Raw genomic sequence first — 23,144 nt, forward strand, 5'->3', positions numbered from 1 at the left:
ATTGGAGGTTGAACAGCGTTCCGGGTAAACCCGTTCAGCATCCGTTAAACCCAAGAGCCGTCATGTACAGATTCGTTCCTGCGTCCGCTTTCCTCTCTTTGTTTCTGGCGGCATCGGCCTCTGCTGATAGTGGTCCTGTGGTCGTAGAGCTGTTTACGTCTCAGGGCTGTTCGTCTTGTCCTCCGGCGGATCAGATCATGCATGAACTGGCCAAACGCGACGATGTCATTGGGTTGGCCCTGCACGTGGACTACTGGGACTATATCGGTTGGAAGGACGAATTCGCCGATCCTGACCACACAGAGAGGCAACGCGCCTACGCTCGTGAAGCTGGACGGTCGATGATCTATACGCCTCAGATGGTGGTTAATGGCCAACAGGACGTTGTCGGAGCGCAGTCTCTTGAGCTGGATCGGTTGATTGACGCCCATCTTGCGACCCAGCCAGAGGCTTCGGTCACGGCAGTACAATCAGGGGGCCAGATCGTAATTGATGTGGCCCCGACCGCGCTGCTGGCATCAGATTTGTATGACGTTCGCGTTGTCCAGTATTCTCCGATGCGGCACGCTTCTATTCGCCGTGGTGAGCTGGCCGGGCATGATCTGGACTATGCAAATGTGGTTGAGACCTGGCAGATCGCAGGGCAGTGGAACGGCGATGAACCGCAGGAGTTCTCTGTGTCACTGACGTCTGACTTGCCTGCCGTTGTGCTTGTCCAGAGAGCCGGGCATGGCCCCATCGTAGCGGCCACCCGCATCAAGTGATCACGGCATGTCCTGTGGCTGCACCCCAAGGCCGTTCCACGGCTTCCAGCGCCGGTGAATCCAAAACCACTGCCCCATATGCTGTCGGACCACGGCTTCGAGGTCATCATTGGTATATTGGGTCATTGTCTTTGCGTCTGTGTGGGGCACGGGGTCGTGCAGAACTATTTCAAAGTCCAGACCGTTTGGTTGGCGCACTGCGTAGCATGGGATCATGACCGCATTGTATTTCATCGCCAGCTCTGCGTTCAGCACCGAAGTCACCGCGGGCTTGCCGAAAAACATTAGTTCTTCGCCGCCATGCGCGTGTAGGTCGGAAACGATGGCGATGATCCCGCCCTTTTTCAAGGAACGCACCATCTCGACCATCCCCCGGCGCCCCTGTTCAAACATGGGCGCGCCGGTTTTGTAGAAGGCGTCAACATACATCTCGTTGAAATAAGGGTTTGCCATACGGCGGTAGAGACATCCGATCGGCTCGCCGCCACGTTCCTGAAGGGCAATGCGTGCGGCAAGATAATGGCCGAAATGGGCAGTGATCATCATGACCGGTTTCCCTTCGGCCACGGCGGTATCAAACGCCGCAACGCCGGGACCCGAAACCTTTGCATTGCGCTGACGCTTTGTAAAACCTTCGGGCGAAAAATGCTCCATAATCGCCCGGCCCGCATTGTCTGGAACGGCGCGACAAATGCGCTTTACTTCGGCATCGGACAGTTCGGGACACGTCAGTTCGAGATTGCTGCGCACCCGTTTGGAGAAGCCCACGATTGGGGCGAGGCCACGCACGATACCTCCCATCGCGGCAATGCGTTTTTCGTAGGGCAGCAAGCGCATAGCGCCCACAACTCCTTTAAGAAACAGACCAGTGACGTAGTATTTGCCAAGCTCAAAGCGGCTTAGATCAGACTTTTCAACGGGCATAAGAGGTTCTCGGCAACAATTGCGATCTGCCGGGCCAGACATACAAGCCGGAACTCGTAACCACAAGTATTCTGCGCAGAGTTCGGAACTTCTGCTGGCCCATTGACCTATTCGTCAATCTCCTCAGCCATAAGTGTAATGGTGCCGTCATCCGCCAAAGCGCGAATGGCACTGACGATCTGGGTCATGGCTTCTTCGGCCTCTGATTGTTTGACGTTGCCGCGTTCGCTCATCTGCTCTCGCAGGCTGTCGGCCATCCGAGACGACATGTTGGAAAGCAAATAATCGACGGTGGATTGGTCTTGTTCCGTTTCAGCCCCGGCGAGCGCGGCTATCAGGACAGGCTCGTCGACGCCGCGCAAAACGGCAGGGACGTCGCGAGGCAGGACACGGCTTGGAATGTGGGCAAAGGTAAAGATTGATTGCCGGACGACACTGGCAAAGTCTGAATCTTCTTCGTCAAGCGCAGTTAACAACCCATCGCGTGTTGATGCAGCAGACTGGTTCAGGATTGCCCCGACTCGCGGCCCCGGAGCATCGGAAAACGCGACCGCTGGGCGTTGATCAATTTGAGCGGCCAACGACCATCCGATCTGCTCGACTGCTTCTGGGGTAACGTTGGCGGTTTTGGAAACAGCGTAGGTAATGCGACGGGCCACAGGGCCGGGCAGAAGCCCCAGTAGACGTGCGGCTTTGGCGGTCTCTAGCTTTGACAGCATGACTGCTGCGATTTCTGTGCTTTCCGCCTGAACCATCTCGGCCAATTCCTCGGTCGGGATCTGACGCAGGCGTTCCCACGGATCACCAACTTGGCGGACACCCGCGACCTTGCGCAGACGCGCGGCGGTCGCAGGGGCGAGTTTCCCGTTCACGGCATCCAAGGCACCAGCCAAACCGTGTGGAAAGGACAGGCCGACGCTGTCCAGCGCTTCTGCGAATTCCTGCGCGACCGCATCAAGCGTCACGCGATCCACCAATCCCATCTGGCCCAGTTGGTGGGTCAGATTCTCCTGCAATTCGTCTGGAAGTTCTTCAAGCGGAATATCCGCGCCTTCGTTCAACAACAGGCGCACGACCACCGCAGCCTTTTGCCTGTTGCTGAGCCTGCGTGGAACCACGCGCGGCGTTTCGTTGTTTTGTTCGGGCAACGGGGTATTTGAGCCCGATGCCACCTGTACCAAAGTATTTGCGTCCTGCATCTGCCTGCGGTGCCATTCTTCTGTTCCGCAGGCAGGTTAGCGAGAGTCGGGTAAAGAAAGGCTGAAGCTTAGTAGCTATATGTCAGCCCCGTGCGGATCGCTTCGCGCAGTGACGCCTCGGCCCAGGTTCCTTCGCCGCCCCGCGCTTTGATCTCACGCCATTGCGCGATCGCGAGGTCGGTTTTGCCTTCCAAGACAAAGCCCTGCGCCATGTAAGAACGCGCCAGAAGGTTGTCGGGGTTCGTTTGGATTGCAGTGTTGTAGAAACTGTATGCCAGCTCCAACTCGCCCATTTTGCGGTAGGTGAAGCCCCAGTATGTCATGACGCGATCGTCGGCCTGATCCATGATCCGAAGAATGTTTTGAGCATTCTCTAGCTGGCCATCGTAGGCAAGTTCACGAACGGCTTCGTAAAGCTCGTCTTGGGTAAAGTTTGTCTTGTTCGGCTTCACGCAGCGACCGCGGTCTTTGTCGTAAACGCGTCCGAACAGGCATTTCTTGGTGGTGTTTGTCGGCTTGGGCGGGCTGGCGCTATCCCCGCCTGCGGCATGCAAAGCCGGTGCGAATGCAAATGCCTGAAGAACAATAGCTGAAGCGAATACGATGCGCATTTTCCTACTCCGTTGTCTGAGCTGCTCTGATCAAGCTAGCGCGTTCTCACGAAAAGCTAACAGCCATTCGCTCGCTTTTATTCACAAGTAGGAAAGATTTTGTCAGCTGTTCACAATTTTTGCGCAGCTCTGGCTTTCGGTGTCCCAATAGGTTCCGGGCGCGCAGGATTGAGTTTGCTTTGAGTGGCCGTTGCAGGCCAAGGCAAGCGAAGCCGTGCAAGAAAGTGCCAGTGCGCAAAGAAGGGTGCGGATCATCTTTGGGTCTCCTGTTCGGAAATACCCTGCCATCATATCCGAAAATGACCGGTCTGGCAAAAGAACGGCCCGGATCACGTCTTGTGGTCCGGGCCGAAAGAAATTCTGAATGGGTTGTTTTATTCCCCGAATACGCGGGCGAAGATCGTATCGACGTGCTTGGTGTGATAGCCGAGGTCGAATTTCTCCTCGATCTCCTCGGTGCTCAGCGCGGCTGTTACGTCGGCATCCCCAAGAAGTTCGGTTTTGAAGTCCTTGCCTTCTTCCCAGACCTTCATCGCGTTGCGCTGTACCAGACGATAGGCGTCTTCGCGGCTGACGCCGGCTTGGGTCAGGGCAAGCAGCACGCGCTGGCTCATGACCAGACCACGGAACTTGTTCATGTTGGCCAGCATGTTTTCCGGGTAGACGACCAGTTTGTCGACCACGCTGGTCAAGCGCGACAGGGCAAAGTCCAGCGTCACGGTGGTGTCAGGGCCAATGTTGCGCTCGACCGAGCTGTGCGAGATATCGCGCTCGTGCCAGAGGGCCACGTTTTCCATCGCGGGGACCACGGCCATACGCACCAGACGGGCCAGACCGGTCAGGTTTTCGGTCAGGACCGGGTTGCGCTTGTGCGGCATGGCGGACGAGCCCTTTTGACCTTTCGAGAAGAACTCTTCGGCCTCCAGCACCTCGGTCCGCTGCATGTGGCGGATTTCTACGGCGATGTTTTCGATGCTGCTGGCGATAACGCCCAGTGTGGCAAAGAAAGCCGCGTGGCGGTCGCGCGGAATGACTTGTGTGCTGATCGGTTCGGGCACCAGCCCCAGTTGATCGCAGACATGTTCTTCGACACGGGGGTCGATATTGGCGAATGTGCCAACCGCGCCGCTGATTGCGCCAGTGGCGATCTCGGCGCGCGCGTCGCGCATGCGCGACAGGTTGCGGTCCATCTCTGCATAGAAACGCGCAAAGGTCAGGCCCATGGTGGTGGGTTCGGCGTGGATGCCGTGGCTGCGGCCGATACGAACGGTTTCCTTGTGCTCGTAGGCGCGGCGCTTGAGGGCGGCCAGCAGACCTTCGAGGTCAGCGATCAGGATATCCGCCGCGCGGGTGAGCTGAACGTTAAAGCAGGTATCCAGCACATCCGAAGACGTCATGCCCTGATGTACAAAACGGGCTTCTTCACTGCCAACATGCTCGGCCAGGTGAGTCAGAAAGGCGATGACGTCGTGTTTGGTGACGGCCTCGATCTCGTCAATGCGGGCCACGTCGAATTCCACGTCTTTGGCCTTCCACACGGCATCGGCGTTTTCGCGCGGGATTACGCCCAGATTGGCCATAGCTTCGCAGGCATGGGCTTCGATCTCGTACCAGATGCGGAACTTGGTCTCGGGCGACCAGATGGAGACCATCTCGGGGCGGGAATAACGTGGAATCATTGGCAGCGGCACCTTTTTGTGATTTGGCAGAGGGGCGATGCGGCGCGGTTTAAACCCACCCGCGCAAGGGAACAAGGCACGAGTGCTGGTATGAGACGGTTTGCCCTGATTTTGGCGGTGAAAAAACTCCGCGTATTGACCGAAAAAGAGATTCTGGAGGCTTTATGACCCTGCCGCATAGCCTGTCGGAGTTTGAGGGCTGCTGGAGCCTGACCCGCGTCATTCGGGACGCAAAGGCAGGTCAGGTCGTGCACGCCGACGGAACAGTGACCCTGAGCCGTTCAGAAGACGGGCTGATCTACGACGAAGACGTTATTTTGCGTCTTCCGGGGCAACCCGAGATGAAGGGAACCCGCCGCTATCTTTGGCGTGACGACGGGGAAAAAGTTGCGATTCATTTCGACGACGGCCGCTATTTTCACGCGCTGAAACTGGGAATAAAGCAGGCGTCAGATCACCATGACTGTCCACCGGACAGCTACGATGCCGTCTATGACTTTTCTACTTGGCCACGCTGGTGCGTGCGCTGGATCGTGTCCGGGCCTCGCAAATCCTATGAAATGGACACAGAATATATGCTGCGGTAGCGTAATCATCTTGCAGAAAAGGCTATGACAGGGCATTGCTGTCGCAGAATCTCGGTCCGAATTGGGAGAAGGAAGATGAATTCAAATGTTCTGGCCAACGCGATTGGTCCGCGCGAGGGAACAGCGCTGCGCGTCAAGCAGGTTGTTCTGGTTGCGCTGGGCATCGTTGCCCTGGCCGTCGCCGCGAAAATCAAAGTACCGATGTGGCCTGTGCCGATCACGATGGGCACTTTTGCCGTTCTGACCATCGGCACCGCTTATGGCGCCCGTCTGGGTCTTGTGACGATGCTGGGTTACCTGCTGGTCGGAGCGCTGGGCTTTGACGTTTTTGCCGGGTCTTCGGCTGAAAAATTCGGCCTGACCTACATGATGGGTGGCACCGGTGGCTATCTGGTGGGTTACCTGATGGCGACCGTCCTGCTGGGCGCTCTGGCTGCGCGCGGCTGGGACCGTTCGGTGGGCAAGCTGGCGCTGGCGCTGGTTCTGGCAAACGTCCTGATCTATGTCCCCGGCCTGCTGTGGCTGGGTCAGCTTTACGGCTGGGACAAGCCGATCCTGGAATGGGGTCTGACACCGTTCCTGGTGGGTGACGCGATCAAGCTGGCTCTGGCCGCTCTGTTGATCCCCGGCCTGTGGAAACTGGTGGGCGACGCCCGCACCTGATCTACGGCAAACTGACATTGAATGAACCCGCGCCGGAGTGCTTCCGGCGCGGGTTTTTTTGTTCCATTCAGATACTGGACAAAGCGCGCGGTCACGGTTCAGTGTGAACCCACTAGATCAAAAGGTTTTTGAGTCATGCATATTCCGTTGGGTTCCGTTTTACCCTTTTGCACCGCGTTGTGGCTGAGTGTCGTTCCGGCCGTTGCCGATACACCGATCACCTACACCGATCAGGGACGTGCTCTGTTCAGCTTTGCAGTCCCAGATTTCTGGGCTGTCCGCACCGGTGGGCCACGAGAGATTGAGGACACCGAGCTGGGCGACCCGCGCGCCGTTGCGCGCGTGATCGGCGTTCGTCCCGTGACGGATGACAGCGCATGGATGGGGTTTGTTTCGCCTGCCGGTGTTGCCTCGATCGATGGAGGGCTGCGTTATCTGCAGGACGTCGACAAGTTTCTTGTGAACGACCCTGATGTTTCCGAGACAGTTTCCACACGGATCGGTGGTTTGCCTGCCCGTGTGATCCGGGGAACAGGCACGCGCGAAGGGCGCGGCGTGAACTTTACCGCCACCGTCATTGATTTACCGCGCGACCGGGTTGCGGTGGTCATTGCTGTGCTGCGCGATGGTGCCGACCCAGCCTATGTAGACGATCTGAACGCCGTTTTCGCGTCGTTCCGATCCGCGCAGTAGGGAGGCTCAGATGACCTATAAACTATTGAAGCGGTCCATTCTGGCGCTGGGACTTGGCGCCGCCAGCTTTACCCTTTCTGCCTGCGATGGCGTGACGGTCGGGGTTGGGTATGGATACGGCTACGGGTACGATCCGTTCTACGACTCGATGCTGTGGAATGACTATTATCATGACGTGAACCGCCCGAACCGGCCACGTCCACCTGAAGGGAAACCGCCAAATCGACCCCAGCCGCCAGTCGGGAAACCGCCCGCGCGCCCCAGACCGCCTGTTGCCAAACCACCGGCGCGCCCGCGCCCTCCGGTTGCGCGACCACCTACGGCACGGCCGCCAATTCACCGCCCAGCTCCACGGCGCTGAGGTTTTCAGGTCAGGAGTTCGGTTGTGATCTGAGCTGATCCCTCAAGCGTCCTGTGTACAGGGCACTTGTCGGCGATCTCTAACAGACGCGCGCGCTGGGTTTGGTCAAGCGGACCTTCCAGACGGATTTTCCGCCGGAACAGGTCGACTTTGCCGTCACTGACTAACCCCGCGTCCTGCGCATGAACCTTGTCGTGGCAGACATCGACGGTGATGCCCGTCAACGGCCAGCCCTTGCGCCGGGCATACATGCGGATTGTCATCGAGGTGCAGGCACCTAATCCCGAAGATACAAAACCATAGGGCGACATGCCCTGATCGGTGCCTCCGTATGAGGCGGGCTCATCCGCGACGGCGTGATGCCGGGGGCCGGACTGGATGTCCTGTAGAAACCCTGCGGGATCAGCCTCGGTCACGCGCACGACGCCTTCGGGCGCACCCGGCGGAGGGGCGGGGGGACACAGCGGAACATAGCGTGTGACCCAAGCTGCGATTACATCGGCGGCGTACTCAGCATCCGACGCGCGCGTGATCAGGTGATCCGCATCATCCAGCGTTACAAAGCTTTTGGGATGTTTGGCCGCCAGAAAGATCGTGCTGGCGTTGTCTACGCTGACCGTTTCATCCAACGGGGCGTGCAAAACCAAAAGCGCAGCCTTCAGATCGGCAATGGCGGGCGTCAAAGCCGATTCCGAGATGTCGTCCACGAAGGCTTTGCCGATACGGAAAGGACGCCCGCCCAGCGTGACCTCGGCAGAGCCTTGCTGCTGAATCTCGGGCAGGGCGTTTTCAAAGTGATGCGCTACATGCCCCGGATCGGCCGGAGCACCCAACGTTGCGACAGCTTTGACGGTGGGAATACCCGCACGCGCGCGCAGCACGGCTGCGCCCCCCAGCGAATGACCAATCAGCAAAGACGGGGCCATGTCGCGTCCGGCCAGATACTGGGCCGCGGCGATCAGATCCTCGACATTCGATGTGAAGGTGGTGTTTGCAAACTCGCCCTCAGAATGGCCCAAGCCGGTAAAGTCAAAACGCAGCACGGCAATGCCCATACCCGCCAAACGCGCAGAAATACGGCGTGCAGCGGGAATATCCTTAGAGCAGGTAAAGCAATGCGCGAACAGCGCTGTCGCCAAAACTGGCCCGTCCGGCAGATCAAGACGGGCCGCCAGTTGGTTGCCGTCGTGACCGGCGAATGAGATGCGTTCCGTGGGCATGGCGGCTCCTTAAACTTGCTGCTGTCGCTAATACTGTGGTCATCAAGGGGGCCGCTCAACCCTTATGTAGCAAGCGTCACGTGAAGGTGAGCCGAGAGTAGGGGCAGTGAAGCCCAACCCGAAGCGGGAAATCATTTCATCAATAACTGTGATGCTATGGCAAATAAATATTCGTTTTTAAAATTTATGCCGCACCCTCATCTTTGGGCTGTCACCAATTCGCAGCCAAGGAGAGTCTCATGGCGCATATCATCACAACACCCCGCGGATTTGCCCCGCGTCCTGACATACTGATTGCGATTGTCCTGACCGGGATAATCAGCTTTGCCGCCGGACAGTATACATCGCACCCTTCGGTGGCCCCGTCGGTTGGCGCCGAAATCGAAGACTGGCACGGCAATGTGCGGCGTTCAAACTGGCCGGGCTAAGGGATCAGCTCTGACCCATCAGCATCGGATCGAACGGGTAGGTGGTGAGGTTTTCGTACCCATCCTCGGTGATCAGAACCTGATCTTCGAGTTTGATTGAAAAGTCGCCACCAACCTCTCCGACCGCTGCTTCAACGCAAAGCACCATGCCGGGCTCCAGCGGGTAATCATAAGCGCCTGCCACCGCTTTATCCGGGTAAGCGACAAGCGGCCATTCATCACACAATCCAACCCCGTGCATCAGGCAGCCATATTTCTGCGCCTGAAACTTGTCGTCCAGCCTGTGGCAGTTGGCGGTCAGGTCGGGGATCATCACGCCGGGTTTCAGCATCTCCATGTTGGTCATGATGTGCTCATGCGCGTGCTGCATGGCATAGACCATATCGGCCCGGGGCTTCTCGTCACCAATCCACCAAGTCCGCGAGATATCGATGCAGATGCCGTAAGATCCGATCAGATCGGTATCAAAGGCGATGATCTCGTTCTTTTGCGTGATCCGAGGCCCGCATTCCTGAAACCACGGGTTGGTGCGCTGACCCGAAGCCAAAAGACGCGTTTCGATCCATTCGCCGCCACGTCGGATGTTTTCTGCGTGCAGAACAGCCCAAATATCATCCTCTGACGTCTTTCCGTCGCCCACATTGGCGCGGGCGAACTTCTCCATCTCGGCCACGGCGGTTTCGCAGGCGTGGCTGGCACAGCGCATGGCCAGTATTTCATCCGGGCCTTTGATCGCGCGGGTTTTCTCGGTGACCTCTTCGCCTTCCATGATCTCGAACCCTTGCGCTTCAAGCGCACGCAGGCCATGCAGCATGATTTTGTCGACCGCCAGCCGCTTGTTGCCTCCGCTATGTTCCTCGATCAATACCCGCACTTCGTTTGAAAATACGTCAGCCGCGATATCAACCTTGTCGCCCCGGTCGAAGTAGAACAGATCGGCACCGGATCGTTGTTCGCGCACCAGCGGGTTGAACGTCGAAAGGAATGGGGAGTTCTTGTAGTCCCATATCACCATGTAGCCATTGGCGCACAGCAGAACCGCGCGGAACGGGTTGTGGGTGTTCCAGAGCTGCATGTTCGTGCTGTCGGTCGCATAGCGGATGTTGAGCGGGTCAAACATCAGCAAGCCGCCATACCCCCGGTCCACGATTGCTTGGGTCAGGCGTTTCCACCGAAACTCTCGCATCCGGCTCAGGTTGGGCAGGCTGAGGCCCGCTGCCTCCCACTCGGTGAATGCCAGTTGAGTGGGTCCGATCTCGATCCGATCCAGTTCGTTTGGCGTGCCGTCCCCAAGGGTGGCCCCTTTGGTTGGGTCTATCTTGCGGCTGTCCCGGTAGTGCTGGTTCATGGTGGGCCTCCCTGCCTGTTCGTAGACCGTGGAGAATCATTCCCGTTTCGTCTGAAAAAAATGCGACGACCCGTTCGTCGCTTTTTGACCGACAAGGAAAACTTCTGGTGATAGGTGAATCGCATGACGATCATACTGCAAAACGCGATCCCCTATGACCCGCTGACCCCACGCCCTCTGCCGGGCATTCAGCCGACGTCGCTGGACACATGGCTGCACCGCGACGACGCCTTTGCCGCGCAGATGCAGCGTCGGGATGCTCTGTTGAAGGAAAAGCGCGGGGATGTTCTGGCATTGGATGCATCCGCCATACCCGCCGCGCAGGAGGTTTTGGACCTCGTGCTGCAACATGCCTATCCGGGGTGTTCCGATCTTGTCATCCGCCCGGATGGGCAAGAGGTGACGGTCGACCGTGACAACCCTATGGATACTCTGTGCCGACTGGTTCAAGAGGACATCTGCATCCTGCAAAAGCGTGGGGATGAGCATGTCCTGAACGGTGCAATTTTGTGTTTTCCCGCCAGTTGGAGCTTGTCCGAGAAGTTCATGCGCCCTCTGATCGGCATCCACGTGCCGGTGGCAAGCTACGACGAGAACATCGCGCGCCGTGTCCAGCGTTTGTTCGATGGGATTCAGCCGGACCGTCCGCTCTGGCGGTTCAATGCGTTGTGGTATGAGGATGCCGAACTGCACCAACCCCGCAGTGAGAGCGCGCGGCGCGAAGTCAAAAAGCCCGGCAACGCCCGGTATCTGCGTAGCGAACGGCAGACCTTGTTGCGGCTACCGAAAACCCAAGCCGTTGTGTTTTCGATCCATACCTATGTTTTGGAAGCAAGCAGCCTGCCAAAAATGGAAAACCCCGCCTGATGGCGGGGCCTCCTAGGAGGGTCTTTGGTTCGTGAACTACATGCCCAGGGCGTTGGCGACGCCTGCGAACGCCCCGCTTGTGCTGAGAGCGGAGATCGCAACCGTATAGGCAAGTACTTGTGTATTCAGACGAAAGTCTTCGCCCCGGATCAGGTTCACAGCGGCCATGGATGCCGCGATCGGGACTGACACGCTGGCCACGGCACCCGTGAGTCCCCAACTGGTAAGCCGGAGCATGTCATTGGGTTGGTCGTGGTCGAGGGGGGGCGTGTCGTCCCGATCTGAAGTCTGCTCGGTGGTTTCTGTCCGAAAAGCGATGCTGAGCAACTGCTCATCTGACAGCTGGATCGGCCGGGCTGCTGGTTTCAGCGCCTTTTTTTCTGGCTCATCCAGGTCTTCTTCCTCGGTAATGTCCAGCCCCGCAAACGGGCCTGAGACTGCCTCGAAAATCTGTTTTCTGTTCCGCTTTTTCGCGGGCGGTAGAGTGTCAAAGGCACTCATGAATTGCTGGATTGTTAGCACGGTGTTGGGTGAAAGCCACTCAACCCGCTGAGTCGCGCAGATGTCGACCATCCGGTAAAGGGTGACCACCAACATCAGCTCGGAAATTTCGCTGTCGTCCAATAGGGCTGAGACCGGGCAGATCGTGACCGTCAACCGGTTCTCAGGCAAGGTTACGGCTGGCTTTTGAATGGTTTTCAAACCCGCTGCGCGATCCATGCGCTCGAAACGGTCTTCGGTCTGGACAACCTGCGTGTCCAAAGTCAGACGCACGAGGTATTGGCTGGATACGATGCTGGCTTCGGTTGTATCCCGTACTGTCTTGCGTTCAACCAGATGACCGTAGTCTTCCAGAGTGGCAGCAACGATGGCTGCGAAACGTTCGATCGCGCCTTCGGTCTCACCGTTGAACTGCAGACCGCCGTGGTAGCTGTGCTTGGGAGTCACTGCCTTTTCCTTTGTCGCATCCTCTCGTGAAAACAAATTTACCAAGCGAAATTGGGCAGATTTGGGCGAAAATGGAAAAAAATGAGAAAATGCAAAGATTGATTACGCTATGGAAACCTAGGCATTTTAGGGGCCGTTTAATGTCTGTGGCGACAATGTGGCTGAATTGAGGAACACCGGTGCGGAAACAAGGCAAGCGTCAATTGTCGATTCGGGCGGCCATAATCGCGATAGATTGTTGGTAGACCGTGGCTGCATTCCACTGCTGAATCACTGCGAAATTCGGCTGTCCGGGTTGATAGCCCCGGCCAGGTTTCCAACCCTTCTTGCGCAGAAAATTGGCCGTTGAGGCCAACGCATCAGTCATATTGTAAAAATCGACCTTCCCATCGCCCGTGGCGTCGACCCCGTAGGTCAGAGCGTTCCCGGGCAGAAACTGCGTGTGCCCCAATTCGCCATGTTTCGCCCCCTTGGTCGCTGTCGTAATGCTGCCTTTATCGATCAGTTTAAGGGCACCGATGGCGTGAGGGACAAAGAACTCGGATCGGCGACAATCATAAGCCAGCGTGGTTATTGCTGACACAACCTGACTGTCGCCCATAAAGTTTCCAAAGCCGGTTTCCATTCCGTGGATAGCAATCAAGACCCCCGCAGGTACCCCGTATTGGCGTTCAAGGGCCGCATAGAACTGCGGGTTTCGGGCTTTGCGTTTGCGCCCTTGTGCGACGATTGCGTTCGCTCCGCGCACCTGCATGAACTTGTCCAGAGAGTATTTAAAGCTCTTTTGGTTGCGGTCGGCGGCGATGGTGCGCGTTGCGTATGTCGTCTGGGACAGCGCCTGTAGACCCCTCTTTTTCACCCCGGCGCGCTTGGCTTGCCTTGCAAAGTCGGATTTCCAGGCTTCAAACCCCGCGCTGGTGTTGCCACAGGGCGCGGCCGCGCCGACGGTTGGAAGTGACATGGCTAGGATGAGGGCTAATCGAAACACGGTCAAAATCCGGTCGGCTGAAATGCTGAGTCCAAGCCTATGCGGTATTCCCAGATGCGCAAAGAGGTTTAATACAGGTCCAGTTCACCCGTTCCTTTCAGGCTTTCAAACCACTCTTCGGGCGTCTTGTTGATTTTCGCATGTTTGACCATCATCGCGTTCATGTTTGGCAGGCCAGACGAATCCGGCCATGAATCCGGCTGCCAGAGGCCTGACCGGATGACACATTTGGGGCAGTGGGCAAAAACGGTTTGAACCTGAATCAGCAAAGCGAGTTTGGGCGGATGGTCCTGCACCGCCATAGTCTCAAGAAGCGCAGGGTCAGCACAAATGCGGGCGGTTCCACGAATACGCAGGGTTTCCATCTTGCCGGGAACAAAGAAGATCAGGCTGATACGGGGGTCTTTCAGGACGTTGTGAAACGTGTCCACGCGCTTATTGCCCGGTCGGTCGGGAATCGCGATCAAACTGTCTGAAAGGGTGTGAACAAAGCCCGCCGGATCGCCGCGCGGCGAGACATCCAGATATCCGTCGGGGTTGGCCGAGGCGATCACGCAGAAGGAGGACATGGCGAGAAAATCACGACACATCTGATCCAACGCGGGCAACTCCTTGGCAACAACCTGAGGCAAGGGCGCGCCGGTGATCCGTTCCAGCGCTTCGGGGGTGGTCACGAAGTCCGAAAATTCAGTATCCATGCGATCTCCTCCTGTTTTGTCAGTCTGGAAGATCGACCCAAATGAAACAAGGGCGCCCGAATGGACGCCCTTGCAGATGTAAACCCAGAACCGGATTAGCAGCTATAGTACATGCCGTATTCAACCGGGTGCGGGGTGTGCTCGTAGGTTTCGACCTCTTCCATCTTCAGTGCGATGTAGCCGTCGATCTGGTCTTTGGTGAACACGTCGCCCTGCAGCAGGAAGTCGTGATCGGATGCCAGAGCTTCCAGAGCTTCACGCAGCGAGCCGCAAACGGTCGGGATGTCGGCCAGTTCTTCGGCAGGCAGATCGTACAGGTTCTTGTCCATGGCTTCGCCCGGATCGATCTTGTTCTTGATGCCGTCCAGACCAGCCATCAGCAGAGCGGCAAACGCCAAGTAGGGGTTCGCGGCCGGATCGGGGAAGCGAGCCTCGACGCGCTTGGCTTTCGGGCTTTCGGTCCACGGAATACGGACACAGCCCGAACGGTTACGAGCCGAATAAGCGCGCAGAACGGGGGCTTCAAAACCCGGGATCAGACGCTTGTAGCTGTTGGTCGAGGGGTTGGTGAAGGCGTTCAGGGTCTTGGCGTGCTTCAGGATGCCGCCGATGAAGTACAGAGCTTCGTCGGACAGGTCAGCATATTTGTCGCCAGCGAACAGAGGCTTGCCGTCTTTCCAGATCGACATGTTGACGTGCATGCCGGTGCCGTTGTCACCTGCGATCGGCTTCGGCATGAAGGTGGCCGATTTGCCGTAGGCGTGCGCAACGTTGTGGATGACGTACTTGTACTTTTGCAGTTCGTCGGCCTGCTTGGTCAGGCTGTCGAAGATCAGGCCCAGCTCGTGCTGACAAGACGCAACCTCGTGGTGGTGCTTGTCCACTTTCATGCCCAGACGCTTCATGGTCGACAGCATTTCCGAACGCAGGTCTTGCGCTTCGTCAACGGGGTTCACAGGGAAGTAGCCACCCTTGACGCCCGGACGGTGGCCCATGTTGCCCATCTCGTACTCGGTGTCGGTGTTCCACGATGCGTCGGTTGCATCAACTTCGTAGGATACCTTGTTGATGCTGTTCGAGAAACGAACATCGTCAAACAGGAAGAATTCGGCTTCGGGACCCATGTAAGCCACATCACCGATACCCGAAGATTTCAGGTAAGCCTCGGCTTTCTGGGCGGTGCCACGCGGGTCACGCTCATAGGCTTCGCCTGTGTCGGGCTCAACGATCGAGCAGTGCAGGCAGATGGTCTTTTCCGCATAGAACGGATCGACATAGGCGCTTTCGGTGTCGGGCATCAGTTTCATGTCCGATGCTTCGATCGACTTCCAGCCAGCGATCGACGAACCGTCGAACATGAAGCCTTCTTCCAGGAAGTCTTCGTCAACCTGGTCGGACATGATGGTCACGTGCTGAAGCTTGCCGCGCGGGTCGGTGAAGCGGATATCGACGTATTCAGCATCCTCTTCCCGGATCAGCTGAAGAACTGCGTCCTTGCTCATACTCTCTATTCCTCTGATTTGAGTGCGTTCGATTACAGCGCTTCCGAGCCGGCCTCACCGGTCCGAATGCGAATGGCTTGTTCAACGGGCGAAACAAAAATCTTGCCGTCGCCGATCTTGTCCGTTTTAGCAGCCGAGACGATGGCATCGATGGCGGCATCGACCTGATCGTCGTCCAAAACGACTTCGACCTTCACCTTGGGTAGAAAGTCGACCACATATTCCGCACCGCGATACAGTTCGGTGTGGCCTTTCTGACGACCAAACCCTTTTACCTCGATCACGCTGAGACCCTGGACACCCACGTCCTGCAGTGCCTCTTTCACCTCATCGAGTTTGAACGGTTTGATGATCGCTTCGATCTTCTTCATCCCGAGCTCCCTTTAACTCTTGTCAGGATGGCAGTGACCACGTCTAAGATCGGTCGGCAATCTGATTGCGGAAAAGGCCGTGTTCGAGTGCGGAGAAAATAAGCGTCAGGTCAAATTTTGATCGACTTGCACAAAAAATAATCAAAAATGAATCGCCGGGGGTATTGAGATGAACGAATTGCTGACTGCTGCGCAGATGCGGGCCATTGAACAGGCGGCGATTGAGTCTGGGGAAGTCACCGGCTTGGAGTTAATGGAGCGGGCCGGGCAGGGCGTTGTCGATGCGATATTCGAGAAATGGCCAGAGTTGAAGGATCGAGGGGCCAGCCCCTCGAGCTCCCCGGGATATTTGGGGCCAGATGAAGAGGATCCGCTGCGCGCTGCGGTGCTGTGTGGCCCGGGGAATAATGGCGGCGACGGGTTTGTCGTGGCGCGGTTGTTGCACGGGTTAGGTTGGGAGGTTGAGGTGTTCCTGTATGGGGATGCCGATAAGCTGCCGCCGGATGCGCGAGTGAATTTTGAGCGGTGGTGTGCGGTTGGGCGGGTTCGGGAGTGGTCGGTGTCCGCTATTGCCGGATTATCCGGCTATGACCTTTACTTGGATGCAATTTTCGGGGCGGGGCTGACGCGAGAGCCGTCGGCTGCCATTCTTGAGCCTTTGGTGCAGTTACATGTCGCGGGCGAAACCTTTGACCGCATGGTTTGCATTGACGCTCCGACCGGACTTTGCATGGACAGTGGACGTGCGTTGAGCGAGGAGTATGGTGCGGTTTGCGGATACTTGACTGTCACTTTCCACCGGCGTCGCCCAGGGCAGTTTCTTGCGGATGGTCCCCACTATTGTGGGGCTCTGCGAGTGGTGGACATCGGGTTGCATGGCACTGGAAGTGGCTGTGCGAGGTTGGTTGATCTTGTTCAGTCGGGAGAGCTTCGCAAGGGAGACGGCGAACACAAATACACTCACGGACATGCGCTGATCCTGTCGGGCGGTTCCGGCAAAACTGGCGCGGCGCGGTTGGCGGCGCGGGGGGCTTTGCGGATCGGGGCGGGGTTGGTGACGCTGGGTGTGCCTCCGGCAGCGCAGATGGAAGTTTCCGCGCAGGTGACGGCTATCATGCTTCGCAGGGTCGAGGGCGCCGAGTCATTGTCGCATGTCCTGCAGGATGAGCGGTTGAATGCATTCTGCCTTGGTCCGGGTTTGGGGGTGGACCGTGCGCGCTATTTGGTGCCGGCAGCTTTGCAGGCCGGGCGTTCCACAGTGCTGGATGCGGACGCGCTGACGGCTTTTTCAGACGACCCTTCTTTCCTGTTTGGCATGCTGCATGAGAAGTGCGTCCTGACTCCGCACGGCGGCGAGTTCGCGCGCCTCTTTCCTGATATCTCGGAAAGGTTGAACGCCGAAGCCACGGCTGGGCCGGCGTTTTCAAAGGTTGACGCAACCCGCGAGGCCGCTGAGCGGGCAGGGTGCGTTGTGTTGTTCAAGGGGCCGGATACCGTCATAGCGGCACCCGATGGCAGTTGTGCGATCAATTCGGCGGCTTATGATCGGTCGGCCCCTTGGCTTGCAACGGCGGGGTCAGGGGATGTTCTGGCGGGTTTCGTCACGGGGTTGCTCGCGCGGGGGTGCACTCCGATGCAAGCTGCGGAAGCTGCGGCATGGCTGCATGTGGAATGTGCGCGAACATTTGGCCCCGGGCTGATCGCAGAGGATTTGCCGGAACAATTACCAGTGGTTCTAAAGCAATTGAATATGTGATTATATCGGCGATAATTGGCCGAGTGCGGTCGATCTAGGCGGCAAATAGCTTACGAGGGGATCAAGACCTTACAGCGAATGTTTGCAACGCGCATGACGGAGCGGCAAACTTTTGTTGCCTGACTTTTGAGAGGGAAGCGTAAGGGCATTTAAGGTTTTGAAAAAAATATAAATTACGGGCATCTGGCCTTTTCTTTGACGGGCGAAAGATGATGCCAAATCTGAATGACCGCATGCTTGGAAAAAGGGTGTTGTTGCGCAGTTGAGCAGTACCGGAAACCGGAATTTTTCATGGTGAGTGAAATGACCCAGAAATTTAGACTCAGTTCGATAACCGCAGTTTTGGCCGCGACGACAGCAATTCCTGCTGCGGCAGAGCTGAAGTATGAAAACAACAGCGGCGGATACGTGGAATTATATGGGCAGTTTCACCCTGTGATTGTGTCCGTGGATGATGGCGAGGAAACGGAAACCCGTTTGCTTGACAATGATCTCTCCAACAGTCGGGTGGGACTGCGCCTTATGCAGCCCTACGGCAGCAATGAATTCACGTTCTGGTTTGAAACCGGCTTGGGTCTTCCCAGTACCGGCTCTGCCAATCAGGATGGCACCAATAACGATGGATGGACACGCGAGGATCTACGGCACGTCGATTTTGCGCTGAAGGGCGGATACGGCAAGTTTTCGGCCGGTCAGGGCAGTATGGCGTCAGATGGTGCGGCTGAGGTTGATCTGTCTTATGTCGGAACGGCCCTGTACTCGTTCACTAACGACGAAAACGGTGCATTTTTCTATCGGCAGCCCGATGGTCTACTAAGCGCCATCACGGTCGGAGACTCGGCCAGCAACTTCGACGGGGGCCGCAGGGGGCGAATTCGCTATGATACGCCTGATTTCAATGGCTTCTCGGCGGCAATTGCCTATGGGCAAAACATTCTCTCCGATAGCGATGACGATGACTACTATGACATCGCGGTTTCATATGGAAACACCTTTGCGAACGGCGTGGAATTCGCGGCAAGCATCGCCTACGCAGTTCGCGATTTCGACGACAGTTCGGGCGATCGGAAAGATACGATCGGGTCCGCGTCGGTTCTGCTGCCCAGCGGGTTCAGCTTTACCGCCGCGCTCGGTTCGCGCGATGATACCGCTGCCGGAGCAAGCGATCCGGGTTACTGGTATGCTAAGGTTGCCTATGAGGATGACTGGGTATCGTGGGGCAAAACCGGGATCGGCGTAGACTATTTCGATGGCTCGGACTTCGACACCGAGGGGTCCAGCACCAAGTCATGGGGGATCGCGGTTGTACAGCGGATCGACAGTATCAATACGGATGCATATCTGAAATACCGCAGCCACGATTTCGACGGCACGGTGGACTTTGACAAGAACGAAGCCTGGGCCTTGGGCGCGCGCTGGCGGTTCTGATCCAAGAGCAAATTGCTCAAGAACGCTCCGACGCAATTCGGGGCGTTTTTTTGTCCAATTTGGCGGCAAAACAAGGCCGATCCGGGCTTTGCCTCTTGCACGTGGGCGGCAGGACAAATAGAAGGCGTCAAATTTGCCCGGCGCGCCGTTTTGCGCGCCCCGAATCCTATGGGGACTACCATAATGCAGGTTACCGAGACGCTGAACGAAGGTCTGAAACGCGGCTACAACATCGTCGTTTCCGCAGCTGAGCTGGATGAAAAGGTCAACGAAAAGCTGACCGAAGCGCAGCCGGAAGTCGAAATGAAGGGCTTCCGCAAAGGCAAGGTGCCGATGGCGCTGCTGAAAAAGCAGTTTGGCCAACGCTTGCTGGGTGAAGCGATGCAGGAAAGCATCGACGGTGCGATGAACAAGCACTTTGAAGACAGCGGTGAGCGTCCTGCCCTGCAGCCCGAGGTCAAGATGACCAACGAGGACTGGAAAGAAGGCGACGACGTGCATGTCGAGATGTCTTATGAAGCGCTGCCTGCGATCCCCGAAGTTGACCTGAAATCGGTTGAACTGGAAAAGCTGGTCGTCAAGGCCGACGACGCGGCCATCGAAGAAGCGCTGAACAATCTGGCCGAAACCGCGCAGGACTTCAAAGCGCGTCGCAAGGGTTCCAAAGCCAAGGACGGCGATCAGGTTGTGATCGATTTCGTCGGCAAAGTGGACGGTGAAGAATTTGAAGGCGGCTCCGCCGAAGACTATCCTCTGGTTCTGGGTTCCAACAGCTTCATCCCTGGCTTTGAAGAGCAGCTGGTTGGTGTGAAGGCCGAGGAAGAAAAAGACGTCAACGTCACCTTCCCCGAAGAATACGGTGCCGAGCATCTGGCGGGCAAAGAGGCTGTCTTTACCTGCACCGTTAAAGAAGTGAAAGAGCCCGTCGCAGCCGAGGTTAACGACGAGCTGGCCACCAAGTTCGGTGCCGAAGATCTGGAAGCCCTGAAAGGTCAGATCTCCGAGCGTCTGGAAGCCGAGTATGCTGGCGCCTCGCGCGCGGTGATGAAGCGTGCGCTGCTGGACGTGCTGGACGAGAAGGTCTCGTTCGACCTGCCGCCGTCGCTGGTGGAAGCCGAAGCCAAGCAGATCGCACATCAGCTGTGGCACGAAGAAAACCCCGAAGTTGAAGGCCACGATCACGGTGAGATCGAGCCCACCGACGAGCACAACAAGCTGGCCGAGCGCCGCGTGCGTCTGGGTCTGCTGCTGGCAGAACTGGGTCAGAAGGCCGAAGTTGAGGTCACCGATGCCGAGATGACTCAGGCGATCATGAACCAGGCGCGTCAGTACCCGGGTCAGGAACGTCAGTTCTTTGAGTTCGTGCAGCAGAACGCTCAGATGCAGCAGCAACTGCGCGCGCCGATCTTTGAAGACAAGGTCATCGACTACATCGTCGAGCTGGCCCAGGTTGCAGACAAAGAAGTCAGCAAAGACGACCTGCAAAAAGCCGTAGAGGCGCTGGAAGAGGAGTAATCCTTTTCCGCCCGATATTGCATTGGGCAAAAATAAAATCGGAGCCGTCTGCAATAAGACGGCTCCGACAGTGTGGCTTTAGTGGATTGAGGTAAGGGGGTTAGGCCTCATTAGCTAAAGCACAGGGGGTATTCAGCAGAGCGATCTTCTGCTCTGGCGTGAAGCGGTCGGAAAGAGCTTCGATCAGGTTTAGAACCGCCTCGATTTCCGCTTTCGTGGTCGCCGATTTCATCTGTTCTACAAAGTACTTCTCCAGCCGGCTCAGCGGCTTGCGGTCATAGTTTGCCGCACGTCTGGTGATGGTTTTCGTCCCTGCGAACAGATCAACAGCGGCGTCGTCGCTAAGAAAGACATCGTGTTTGATGCCCGCGTACTCACGAATTCCCGAAATTCGTTCTTCGGAACAATCCATCATTGCCGCCATCGCCACTACTTTGCCCATGGGCTTGGCCGTGCCCACATAGTCGTAAGGCGCGTTTCCAGAGCGTTGAAGAACCCGGTTCATTACCGGATCAATGACGGCAATTGAATCCTGAACCCCGGCGGCCATCGCGTATTCAAACGAGCCAATCATGACTTCGCTGGTAACGTAGGAAACTGTGTTCTCGCCGCGACCCTTGCCCAACTTATTGGTGTCGACGCAAAAGCGGGTTGCCTCCCATACCTGTGCGCTGCGGATCGGAGGTTGGCCGTCCAGAATCGAGTGAAAAACGTCGGACAGCATATGCGGCCCGGTGGTCTGCAACAGCCGCATGCAGCCGACAACGTCCCCATCGTCGTTGAGGCTGACAACATGTGCGGGGTGCAGATCGTCGAAATGATCACGCTCACGCCCGTCTTTGATATTTACATCCCAGCCCAAGCGGTCCCCAAAAACGCGTGCGCGCAGTTGGTGCATTTCATCAAGGACATCTTCAAATTTATGTTGGTTGATACCATCAATTACTATGATCATATCCATCCCCCTACGTCTTATTACCGTAGGGGGCACGTTAACCATGTTCCCAATCTAGGCTATTGGGGGTATCCCGTAGAGAGGTGAGATTTTGACTAACCAGGTGCGATCAAACCGAGGCCAATGGCGCGCCCAATGGCCTGCGGTGTGGTTAACGCACCGAGCTTTTCCCGACCTGATCGCATGTGAACTTCGACCGTGCGATGGGAAATCGAAAGAATGTCGCCAATATCTTGTTGGGACTTGCCGTCGGCCACCCACTGCAGGATCTCTTTTTCACGGGTAGAAAGCGCGGGAAGGTACAGAGCTTTGGCCAAAAGGCCAGACTGCATAACGGTATCATGGGCCTGAACCGCAGCCAGTTGCAAATCGCCCATGACGTGCTTTTTCAGCTTTTCCCATTCTTCGTCCGAGCAATCCCGGGTGACATTCAACAGGCAACATTCACCGTAAGGACCGCGCACCGGAATAGTTAACCCCCGAGAAGTTATCCCGAAATCATGCGCGTCGCGAAAAACGGCGTGAAACTTTTCATCATGGTTAAAGCGTGCCCAATCCACGGGCGCGATGCTGAGGACAGATTGATACAAGGTAGGGTCAAAATGGTGAAACCCTTGTGTTCCGTAGTGGATTTTCCACTCGTCAGGATAGTTTGCATACCCCTGCACATCCCCTTTGACAGGGTTGAATGTGGCATACGACGCAAAGTCGAAGCCCAATTCCTTGCAGACAGCGTCAATAATGTCAGCGGCCGACTTTTCCTCGTGGTCGATCGCGGCCAAGTCTATGAGTTTCACTTGTCCAACCTTCGTGGTGGCAATTTTTTCCCCAAAGAATTGCCATATCTGTCCATACTAAATCATACGTTGTGTTACCGCAGCCTTGGGAGACAAGCAATTTGTTCGGGTCATGCGGGGTTAATGCGCGGGAACGGCAACAGAAATAAGCCAAAAACCGCAAGTTGTAGGCGGTTTTTTGCCTTTTGATGGTCCGAGTACCTTTCTGAGGTGACTATTCAGGTCTTAGGCCGGTTTCAACCAACATACCGCGCGCTTTCGCTTCGGGGTAGTAGCCTTTGGCATACAGGAATATCGCGCGTTGTTGATCTCCGTCGGACAAAAGCCACGCTCCACGCAGGTACTTTCCGGCGAACTCCAAGTTGGTGTCGGCGTCCAGAAGACCTTTGGCGTTGCCAGTATATCCCATTGATCTGGCTGTTGCCGGAAGGATCTGAAGCAATCCGTAATAGGGCCGGTTCACTGCCCACGGACGGTGTGTGCTTTCCCGGATCGCCAGCTTGTGAACCAGCTCGCGCGGTAATTCGTAATGATCAGCCCACTTGTTGATGGAAGCCCGCAATTCGGGTGTTTCGTTGGGATACAGCGGGGGATCGAATTCTACGCGCGTCATTGTTTCTGGGCCACCACATGCGGACAAGGGGGCGGCGATCAGCAAGGCCAGAACGCTGCGACGAAGGAGGTTTGTCATCAAAAGTCTCCGGTATTTCTGGGCGCGATGATATGAGTCAAACGTCAAACTGCAAGCGTAGCTGAGAAATCTGGCTGAAATTTGCCCGTCAGATGAGCGCACAAAAAAGGCCGCACAAATCGCGCGGCCTTTTCACAATTCTAGTTGCCAA

General features: G+C 56.8%; 24 protein-coding genes. 10 read left to right on the forward strand and 14 right to left on the reverse strand.

Going from position 1 to position 23,144, the window contains the following annotated elements:
* Positions 1-62 precede the first annotated feature (62 nt).
* Positions 63-764, forward strand: coding sequence for a DUF1223 domain-containing protein (locus ACR0KS_RS07240; protein WP_170565050.1), 702 nt, complete (start codon positions 63-65; stop codon positions 762-764).
* Here the strand turns inward: ACR0KS_RS07240 and ACR0KS_RS07245 are convergent, their stop codons facing one another.
* The 4 genes from ACR0KS_RS07245 to purB all read right to left on the reverse strand — a co-directional run bounded on the left by ACR0KS_RS07245 (position 765) and on the right by purB (position 5,177).
* Positions 765-1,688, reverse strand: coding sequence for a lysophospholipid acyltransferase family protein (locus ACR0KS_RS07245; RefSeq protein WP_170565047.1), 924 nt, complete (start codon positions 1,686-1,688; stop codon positions 765-767).
* 107 nt (positions 1,689-1,795) lie between these two features.
* A complete protein-coding gene (locus ACR0KS_RS07250; RefSeq protein ID WP_170565044.1) occupies positions 1,796-2,887 on the reverse strand; it encodes a FliG C-terminal domain-containing protein in 1,092 nt (363 codons plus the stop codon).
* 68 nt (positions 2,888-2,955) lie between these two features.
* The gene (locus tag ACR0KS_RS07255; protein WP_170565042.1) at positions 2,956-3,498 is read right to left on the reverse strand and encodes a tetratricopeptide repeat protein; all 543 of its coding nucleotides are present in this window, start codon (positions 3,496-3,498) and stop codon (positions 2,956-2,958) included.
* A 374-nt stretch (positions 3,499-3,872) separates the two neighbouring features.
* Positions 3,873-5,177, reverse strand: a complete 1,305-nt coding sequence (purB, locus tag ACR0KS_RS07260) for an adenylosuccinate lyase (protein WP_170415349.1) — start codon at positions 5,175-5,177, stop codon at positions 3,873-3,875.
* Positions 5,178-5,341: 164 nt separating this feature from the next.
* Between purB and ACR0KS_RS07265 the strand changes: the two genes are divergently transcribed.
* The 4 genes from ACR0KS_RS07265 to ACR0KS_RS07280 all read left to right on the forward strand — a co-directional run bounded on the left by ACR0KS_RS07265 (position 5,342) and on the right by ACR0KS_RS07280 (position 7,481).
* A complete protein-coding gene (locus ACR0KS_RS07265; protein WP_170565040.1) occupies positions 5,342-5,764 on the forward strand; it encodes a DUF6314 family protein in 423 nt (140 codons plus the stop codon).
* A 75-nt stretch (positions 5,765-5,839) separates the two neighbouring features.
* The gene (locus tag ACR0KS_RS07270; RefSeq protein ID WP_170565037.1) at positions 5,840-6,427 is read left to right on the forward strand and encodes a biotin transporter BioY; all 588 of its coding nucleotides are present in this window, start codon (positions 5,840-5,842) and stop codon (positions 6,425-6,427) included.
* 135 nt (positions 6,428-6,562) lie between these two features.
* Positions 6,563-7,120, forward strand: coding sequence for a hypothetical protein (locus tag ACR0KS_RS07275; protein ID WP_480693158.1), 558 nt, complete (start codon positions 6,563-6,565; stop codon positions 7,118-7,120).
* Between the two features lie 10 nt (positions 7,121-7,130).
* The gene (locus tag ACR0KS_RS07280) at positions 7,131-7,481 is read left to right on the forward strand and encodes a hypothetical protein (RefSeq protein WP_170382657.1); all 351 of its coding nucleotides are present in this window, start codon (positions 7,131-7,133) and stop codon (positions 7,479-7,481) included.
* A gap of 5 nt (positions 7,482-7,486) precedes the next feature.
* On the opposite strand, the gene ACR0KS_RS07285 is transcribed toward ACR0KS_RS07280, so the two are convergent.
* On the reverse strand, positions 7,487-8,701 hold the full coding sequence (locus ACR0KS_RS07285; RefSeq protein ID WP_170565034.1) for a bifunctional alpha/beta hydrolase/OsmC family protein: 1,215 nt from the start codon (positions 8,699-8,701) through the stop codon (positions 7,487-7,489).
* A 239-nt stretch (positions 8,702-8,940) separates the two neighbouring features.
* Between ACR0KS_RS07285 and ACR0KS_RS07290 the strand changes: the two genes are divergently transcribed.
* Positions 8,941-9,129 (forward strand): hypothetical protein, encoded by a 189-nt coding sequence (locus ACR0KS_RS07290; protein ID WP_170565031.1) that lies wholly within the window; start codon positions 8,941-8,943, stop codon positions 9,127-9,129.
* 4 nt (positions 9,130-9,133) lie between these two features.
* On the opposite strand, the gene dddP is transcribed toward ACR0KS_RS07290, so the two are convergent.
* Positions 9,134-10,477, reverse strand: a complete 1,344-nt coding sequence (gene dddP / locus ACR0KS_RS07295) for a dimethylsulfonioproprionate lyase DddP (protein ID WP_170565029.1) — start codon at positions 10,475-10,477, stop codon at positions 9,134-9,136.
* Positions 10,478-10,600: 123 nt separating this feature from the next.
* On the opposite strand from dddP, the gene ACR0KS_RS07300 reads away from it, so the two are divergent.
* On the forward strand, positions 10,601-11,344 hold the full coding sequence (locus tag ACR0KS_RS07300; RefSeq protein WP_170565026.1) for a heme-dependent oxidative N-demethylase family protein: 744 nt from the start codon (positions 10,601-10,603) through the stop codon (positions 11,342-11,344).
* 36 nt (positions 11,345-11,380) lie between these two features.
* Here the strand turns inward: ACR0KS_RS07300 and ACR0KS_RS07305 are convergent, their stop codons facing one another.
* The 5 genes from ACR0KS_RS07305 to ACR0KS_RS07325 all read right to left on the reverse strand — a co-directional run bounded on the left by ACR0KS_RS07305 (position 11,381) and on the right by ACR0KS_RS07325 (position 15,851).
* Positions 11,381-12,292, reverse strand: coding sequence for a hypothetical protein (locus ACR0KS_RS07305; protein WP_480693159.1), 912 nt, complete (start codon positions 12,290-12,292; stop codon positions 11,381-11,383).
* 199 nt (positions 12,293-12,491) lie between these two features.
* Positions 12,492-13,253, reverse strand: coding sequence for a lytic murein transglycosylase (locus tag ACR0KS_RS07310; protein WP_170565939.1), 762 nt, complete (start codon positions 13,251-13,253; stop codon positions 12,492-12,494).
* A gap of 95 nt (positions 13,254-13,348) precedes the next feature.
* Positions 13,349-13,978 (reverse strand): MSMEG_1061 family FMN-dependent PPOX-type flavoprotein, encoded by a 630-nt coding sequence (locus ACR0KS_RS07315; protein ID WP_170565021.1) that lies wholly within the window; start codon positions 13,976-13,978, stop codon positions 13,349-13,351.
* Between the two features lie 95 nt (positions 13,979-14,073).
* Positions 14,074-15,480, reverse strand: a complete 1,407-nt coding sequence (gene glnA / locus ACR0KS_RS07320) for a type I glutamate--ammonia ligase (protein WP_170382671.1) — start codon at positions 15,478-15,480, stop codon at positions 14,074-14,076.
* A gap of 32 nt (positions 15,481-15,512) precedes the next feature.
* On the reverse strand, positions 15,513-15,851 hold the full coding sequence (locus tag ACR0KS_RS07325) for a P-II family nitrogen regulator (protein ID WP_170382673.1): 339 nt from the start codon (positions 15,849-15,851) through the stop codon (positions 15,513-15,515).
* A 169-nt stretch (positions 15,852-16,020) separates the two neighbouring features.
* Here ACR0KS_RS07325 and ACR0KS_RS07330 point away from each other — a divergent pair, with 169 nt between their 5' ends.
* The 3 genes from ACR0KS_RS07330 to tig all read left to right on the forward strand — a co-directional run bounded on the left by ACR0KS_RS07330 (position 16,021) and on the right by tig (position 20,550).
* A complete protein-coding gene (locus ACR0KS_RS07330; protein ID WP_170565020.1) occupies positions 16,021-17,607 on the forward strand; it encodes an NAD(P)H-hydrate dehydratase in 1,587 nt (528 codons plus the stop codon).
* Between the two features lie 303 nt (positions 17,608-17,910).
* Complete coding sequence (locus ACR0KS_RS07335) at positions 17,911-19,035, forward strand: porin (RefSeq protein WP_170382678.1); 1,125 nt, start codon at positions 17,911-17,913, stop codon at positions 19,033-19,035.
* A 183-nt stretch (positions 19,036-19,218) separates the two neighbouring features.
* Entirely contained in the window at positions 19,219-20,550 is a 1,332-nt protein-coding gene (gene tig / locus ACR0KS_RS07340; RefSeq protein ID WP_170481254.1) for a trigger factor, read from the forward strand.
* A 100-nt stretch (positions 20,551-20,650) separates the two neighbouring features.
* On the opposite strand, the gene ACR0KS_RS07345 is transcribed toward tig, so the two are convergent.
* From ACR0KS_RS07345 to ACR0KS_RS07355, 3 genes are all read right to left on the reverse strand, one after another.
* Positions 20,651-21,505 carry an acyl-homoserine-lactone synthase gene (locus ACR0KS_RS07345; RefSeq protein ID WP_170565013.1) on the reverse strand — a complete coding sequence of 285 codons (855 nt, stop codon included), beginning with the start codon at positions 21,503-21,505 and terminating at the stop codon, positions 20,651-20,653.
* A gap of 95 nt (positions 21,506-21,600) precedes the next feature.
* Positions 21,601-22,302: a LuxR family transcriptional regulator gene (locus tag ACR0KS_RS07350; RefSeq protein WP_170565010.1), complete on the reverse strand. Its 702-nt coding sequence runs from the start codon at positions 22,300-22,302 to the stop codon at positions 21,601-21,603.
* Between the two features lie 214 nt (positions 22,303-22,516).
* Positions 22,517-22,993 (reverse strand): lytic transglycosylase domain-containing protein, encoded by a 477-nt coding sequence (locus tag ACR0KS_RS07355; RefSeq protein WP_170382684.1) that lies wholly within the window; start codon positions 22,991-22,993, stop codon positions 22,517-22,519.
* Positions 22,994-23,144 lie beyond the last annotated feature (151 nt).

This window comes from Ruegeria sp. BC7 (assembly GCF_056539165.1).

What these genes read in the sequence shown, in the direction of transcription:
- ACR0KS_RS07325 (WP_170382673.1), bottom strand. Translation starts at nt 15,851, where the DNA reads ATGAAGAAGATCGAAGCGATCATCAAACCGTTCAAACTCGATGAGGTG.
- ACR0KS_RS07330 (WP_170565020.1), top strand. Translation starts at nt 16,021, where the DNA reads ATGAACGAATTGCTGACTGCTGCGCAGATGCGGGCCATTGAACAGGCG.
- ACR0KS_RS07315 (WP_170565021.1), bottom strand. Translation starts at nt 13,978, where the DNA reads ATGGATACTGAATTTTCGGACTTCGTGACCACCCCCGAAGCGCTGGAA.
- ACR0KS_RS07270 (WP_170565037.1), top strand. Translation starts at nt 5,840, where the DNA reads ATGAATTCAAATGTTCTGGCCAACGCGATTGGTCCGCGCGAGGGAACA.
- ACR0KS_RS07355 (WP_170382684.1), bottom strand. Translation starts at nt 22,993, where the DNA reads ATGACAAACCTCCTTCGTCGCAGCGTTCTGGCCTTGCTGATCGCCGCC.
- ACR0KS_RS07345 (WP_170565013.1), bottom strand. Translation starts at nt 21,505, where the DNA reads ATGATCATAGTAATTGATGGTATCAACCAACATAAATTTGAAGATGTC.
- ACR0KS_RS07300 (WP_170565026.1), top strand. Translation starts at nt 10,601, where the DNA reads ATGACGATCATACTGCAAAACGCGATCCCCTATGACCCGCTGACCCCA.
- ACR0KS_RS07240 (WP_170565050.1), top strand. Translation starts at nt 63, where the DNA reads ATGTACAGATTCGTTCCTGCGTCCGCTTTCCTCTCTTTGTTTCTGGCG.
- ACR0KS_RS07280 (WP_170382657.1), top strand. Translation starts at nt 7,131, where the DNA reads ATGACCTATAAACTATTGAAGCGGTCCATTCTGGCGCTGGGACTTGGC.
- ACR0KS_RS07310 (WP_170565939.1), bottom strand. Translation starts at nt 13,253, where the DNA reads ATGTCACTTCCAACCGTCGGCGCGGCCGCGCCCTGTGGCAACACCAGC.
- glnA (WP_170382671.1), bottom strand. Translation starts at nt 15,480, where the DNA reads ATGAGCAAGGACGCAGTTCTTCAGCTGATCCGGGAAGAGGATGCTGAA.
- ACR0KS_RS07275 (WP_480693158.1), top strand. Translation starts at nt 6,563, where the DNA reads ATGCATATTCCGTTGGGTTCCGTTTTACCCTTTTGCACCGCGTTGTGG.
- dddP (WP_170565029.1), bottom strand. Translation starts at nt 10,477, where the DNA reads ATGAACCAGCACTACCGGGACAGCCGCAAGATAGACCCAACCAAAGGG.
- ACR0KS_RS07255 (WP_170565042.1), bottom strand. Translation starts at nt 3,498, where the DNA reads ATGCGCATCGTATTCGCTTCAGCTATTGTTCTTCAGGCATTTGCATTC.
- purB (WP_170415349.1), bottom strand. Translation starts at nt 5,177, where the DNA reads ATGATTCCACGTTATTCCCGCCCCGAGATGGTCTCCATCTGGTCGCCC.
- ACR0KS_RS07245 (WP_170565047.1), bottom strand. Translation starts at nt 1,688, where the DNA reads ATGCCCGTTGAAAAGTCTGATCTAAGCCGCTTTGAGCTTGGCAAATAC.
- ACR0KS_RS07335 (WP_170382678.1), top strand. Translation starts at nt 17,911, where the DNA reads ATGACCCAGAAATTTAGACTCAGTTCGATAACCGCAGTTTTGGCCGCG.
- ACR0KS_RS07250 (WP_170565044.1), bottom strand. Translation starts at nt 2,887, where the DNA reads ATGCAGGACGCAAATACTTTGGTACAGGTGGCATCGGGCTCAAATACC.
- ACR0KS_RS07265 (WP_170565040.1), top strand. Translation starts at nt 5,342, where the DNA reads ATGACCCTGCCGCATAGCCTGTCGGAGTTTGAGGGCTGCTGGAGCCTG.
- ACR0KS_RS07285 (WP_170565034.1), bottom strand. Translation starts at nt 8,701, where the DNA reads ATGCCCACGGAACGCATCTCATTCGCCGGTCACGACGGCAACCAACTG.
- ACR0KS_RS07290 (WP_170565031.1), top strand. Translation starts at nt 8,941, where the DNA reads ATGGCGCATATCATCACAACACCCCGCGGATTTGCCCCGCGTCCTGAC.
- tig (WP_170481254.1), top strand. Translation starts at nt 19,219, where the DNA reads ATGCAGGTTACCGAGACGCTGAACGAAGGTCTGAAACGCGGCTACAAC.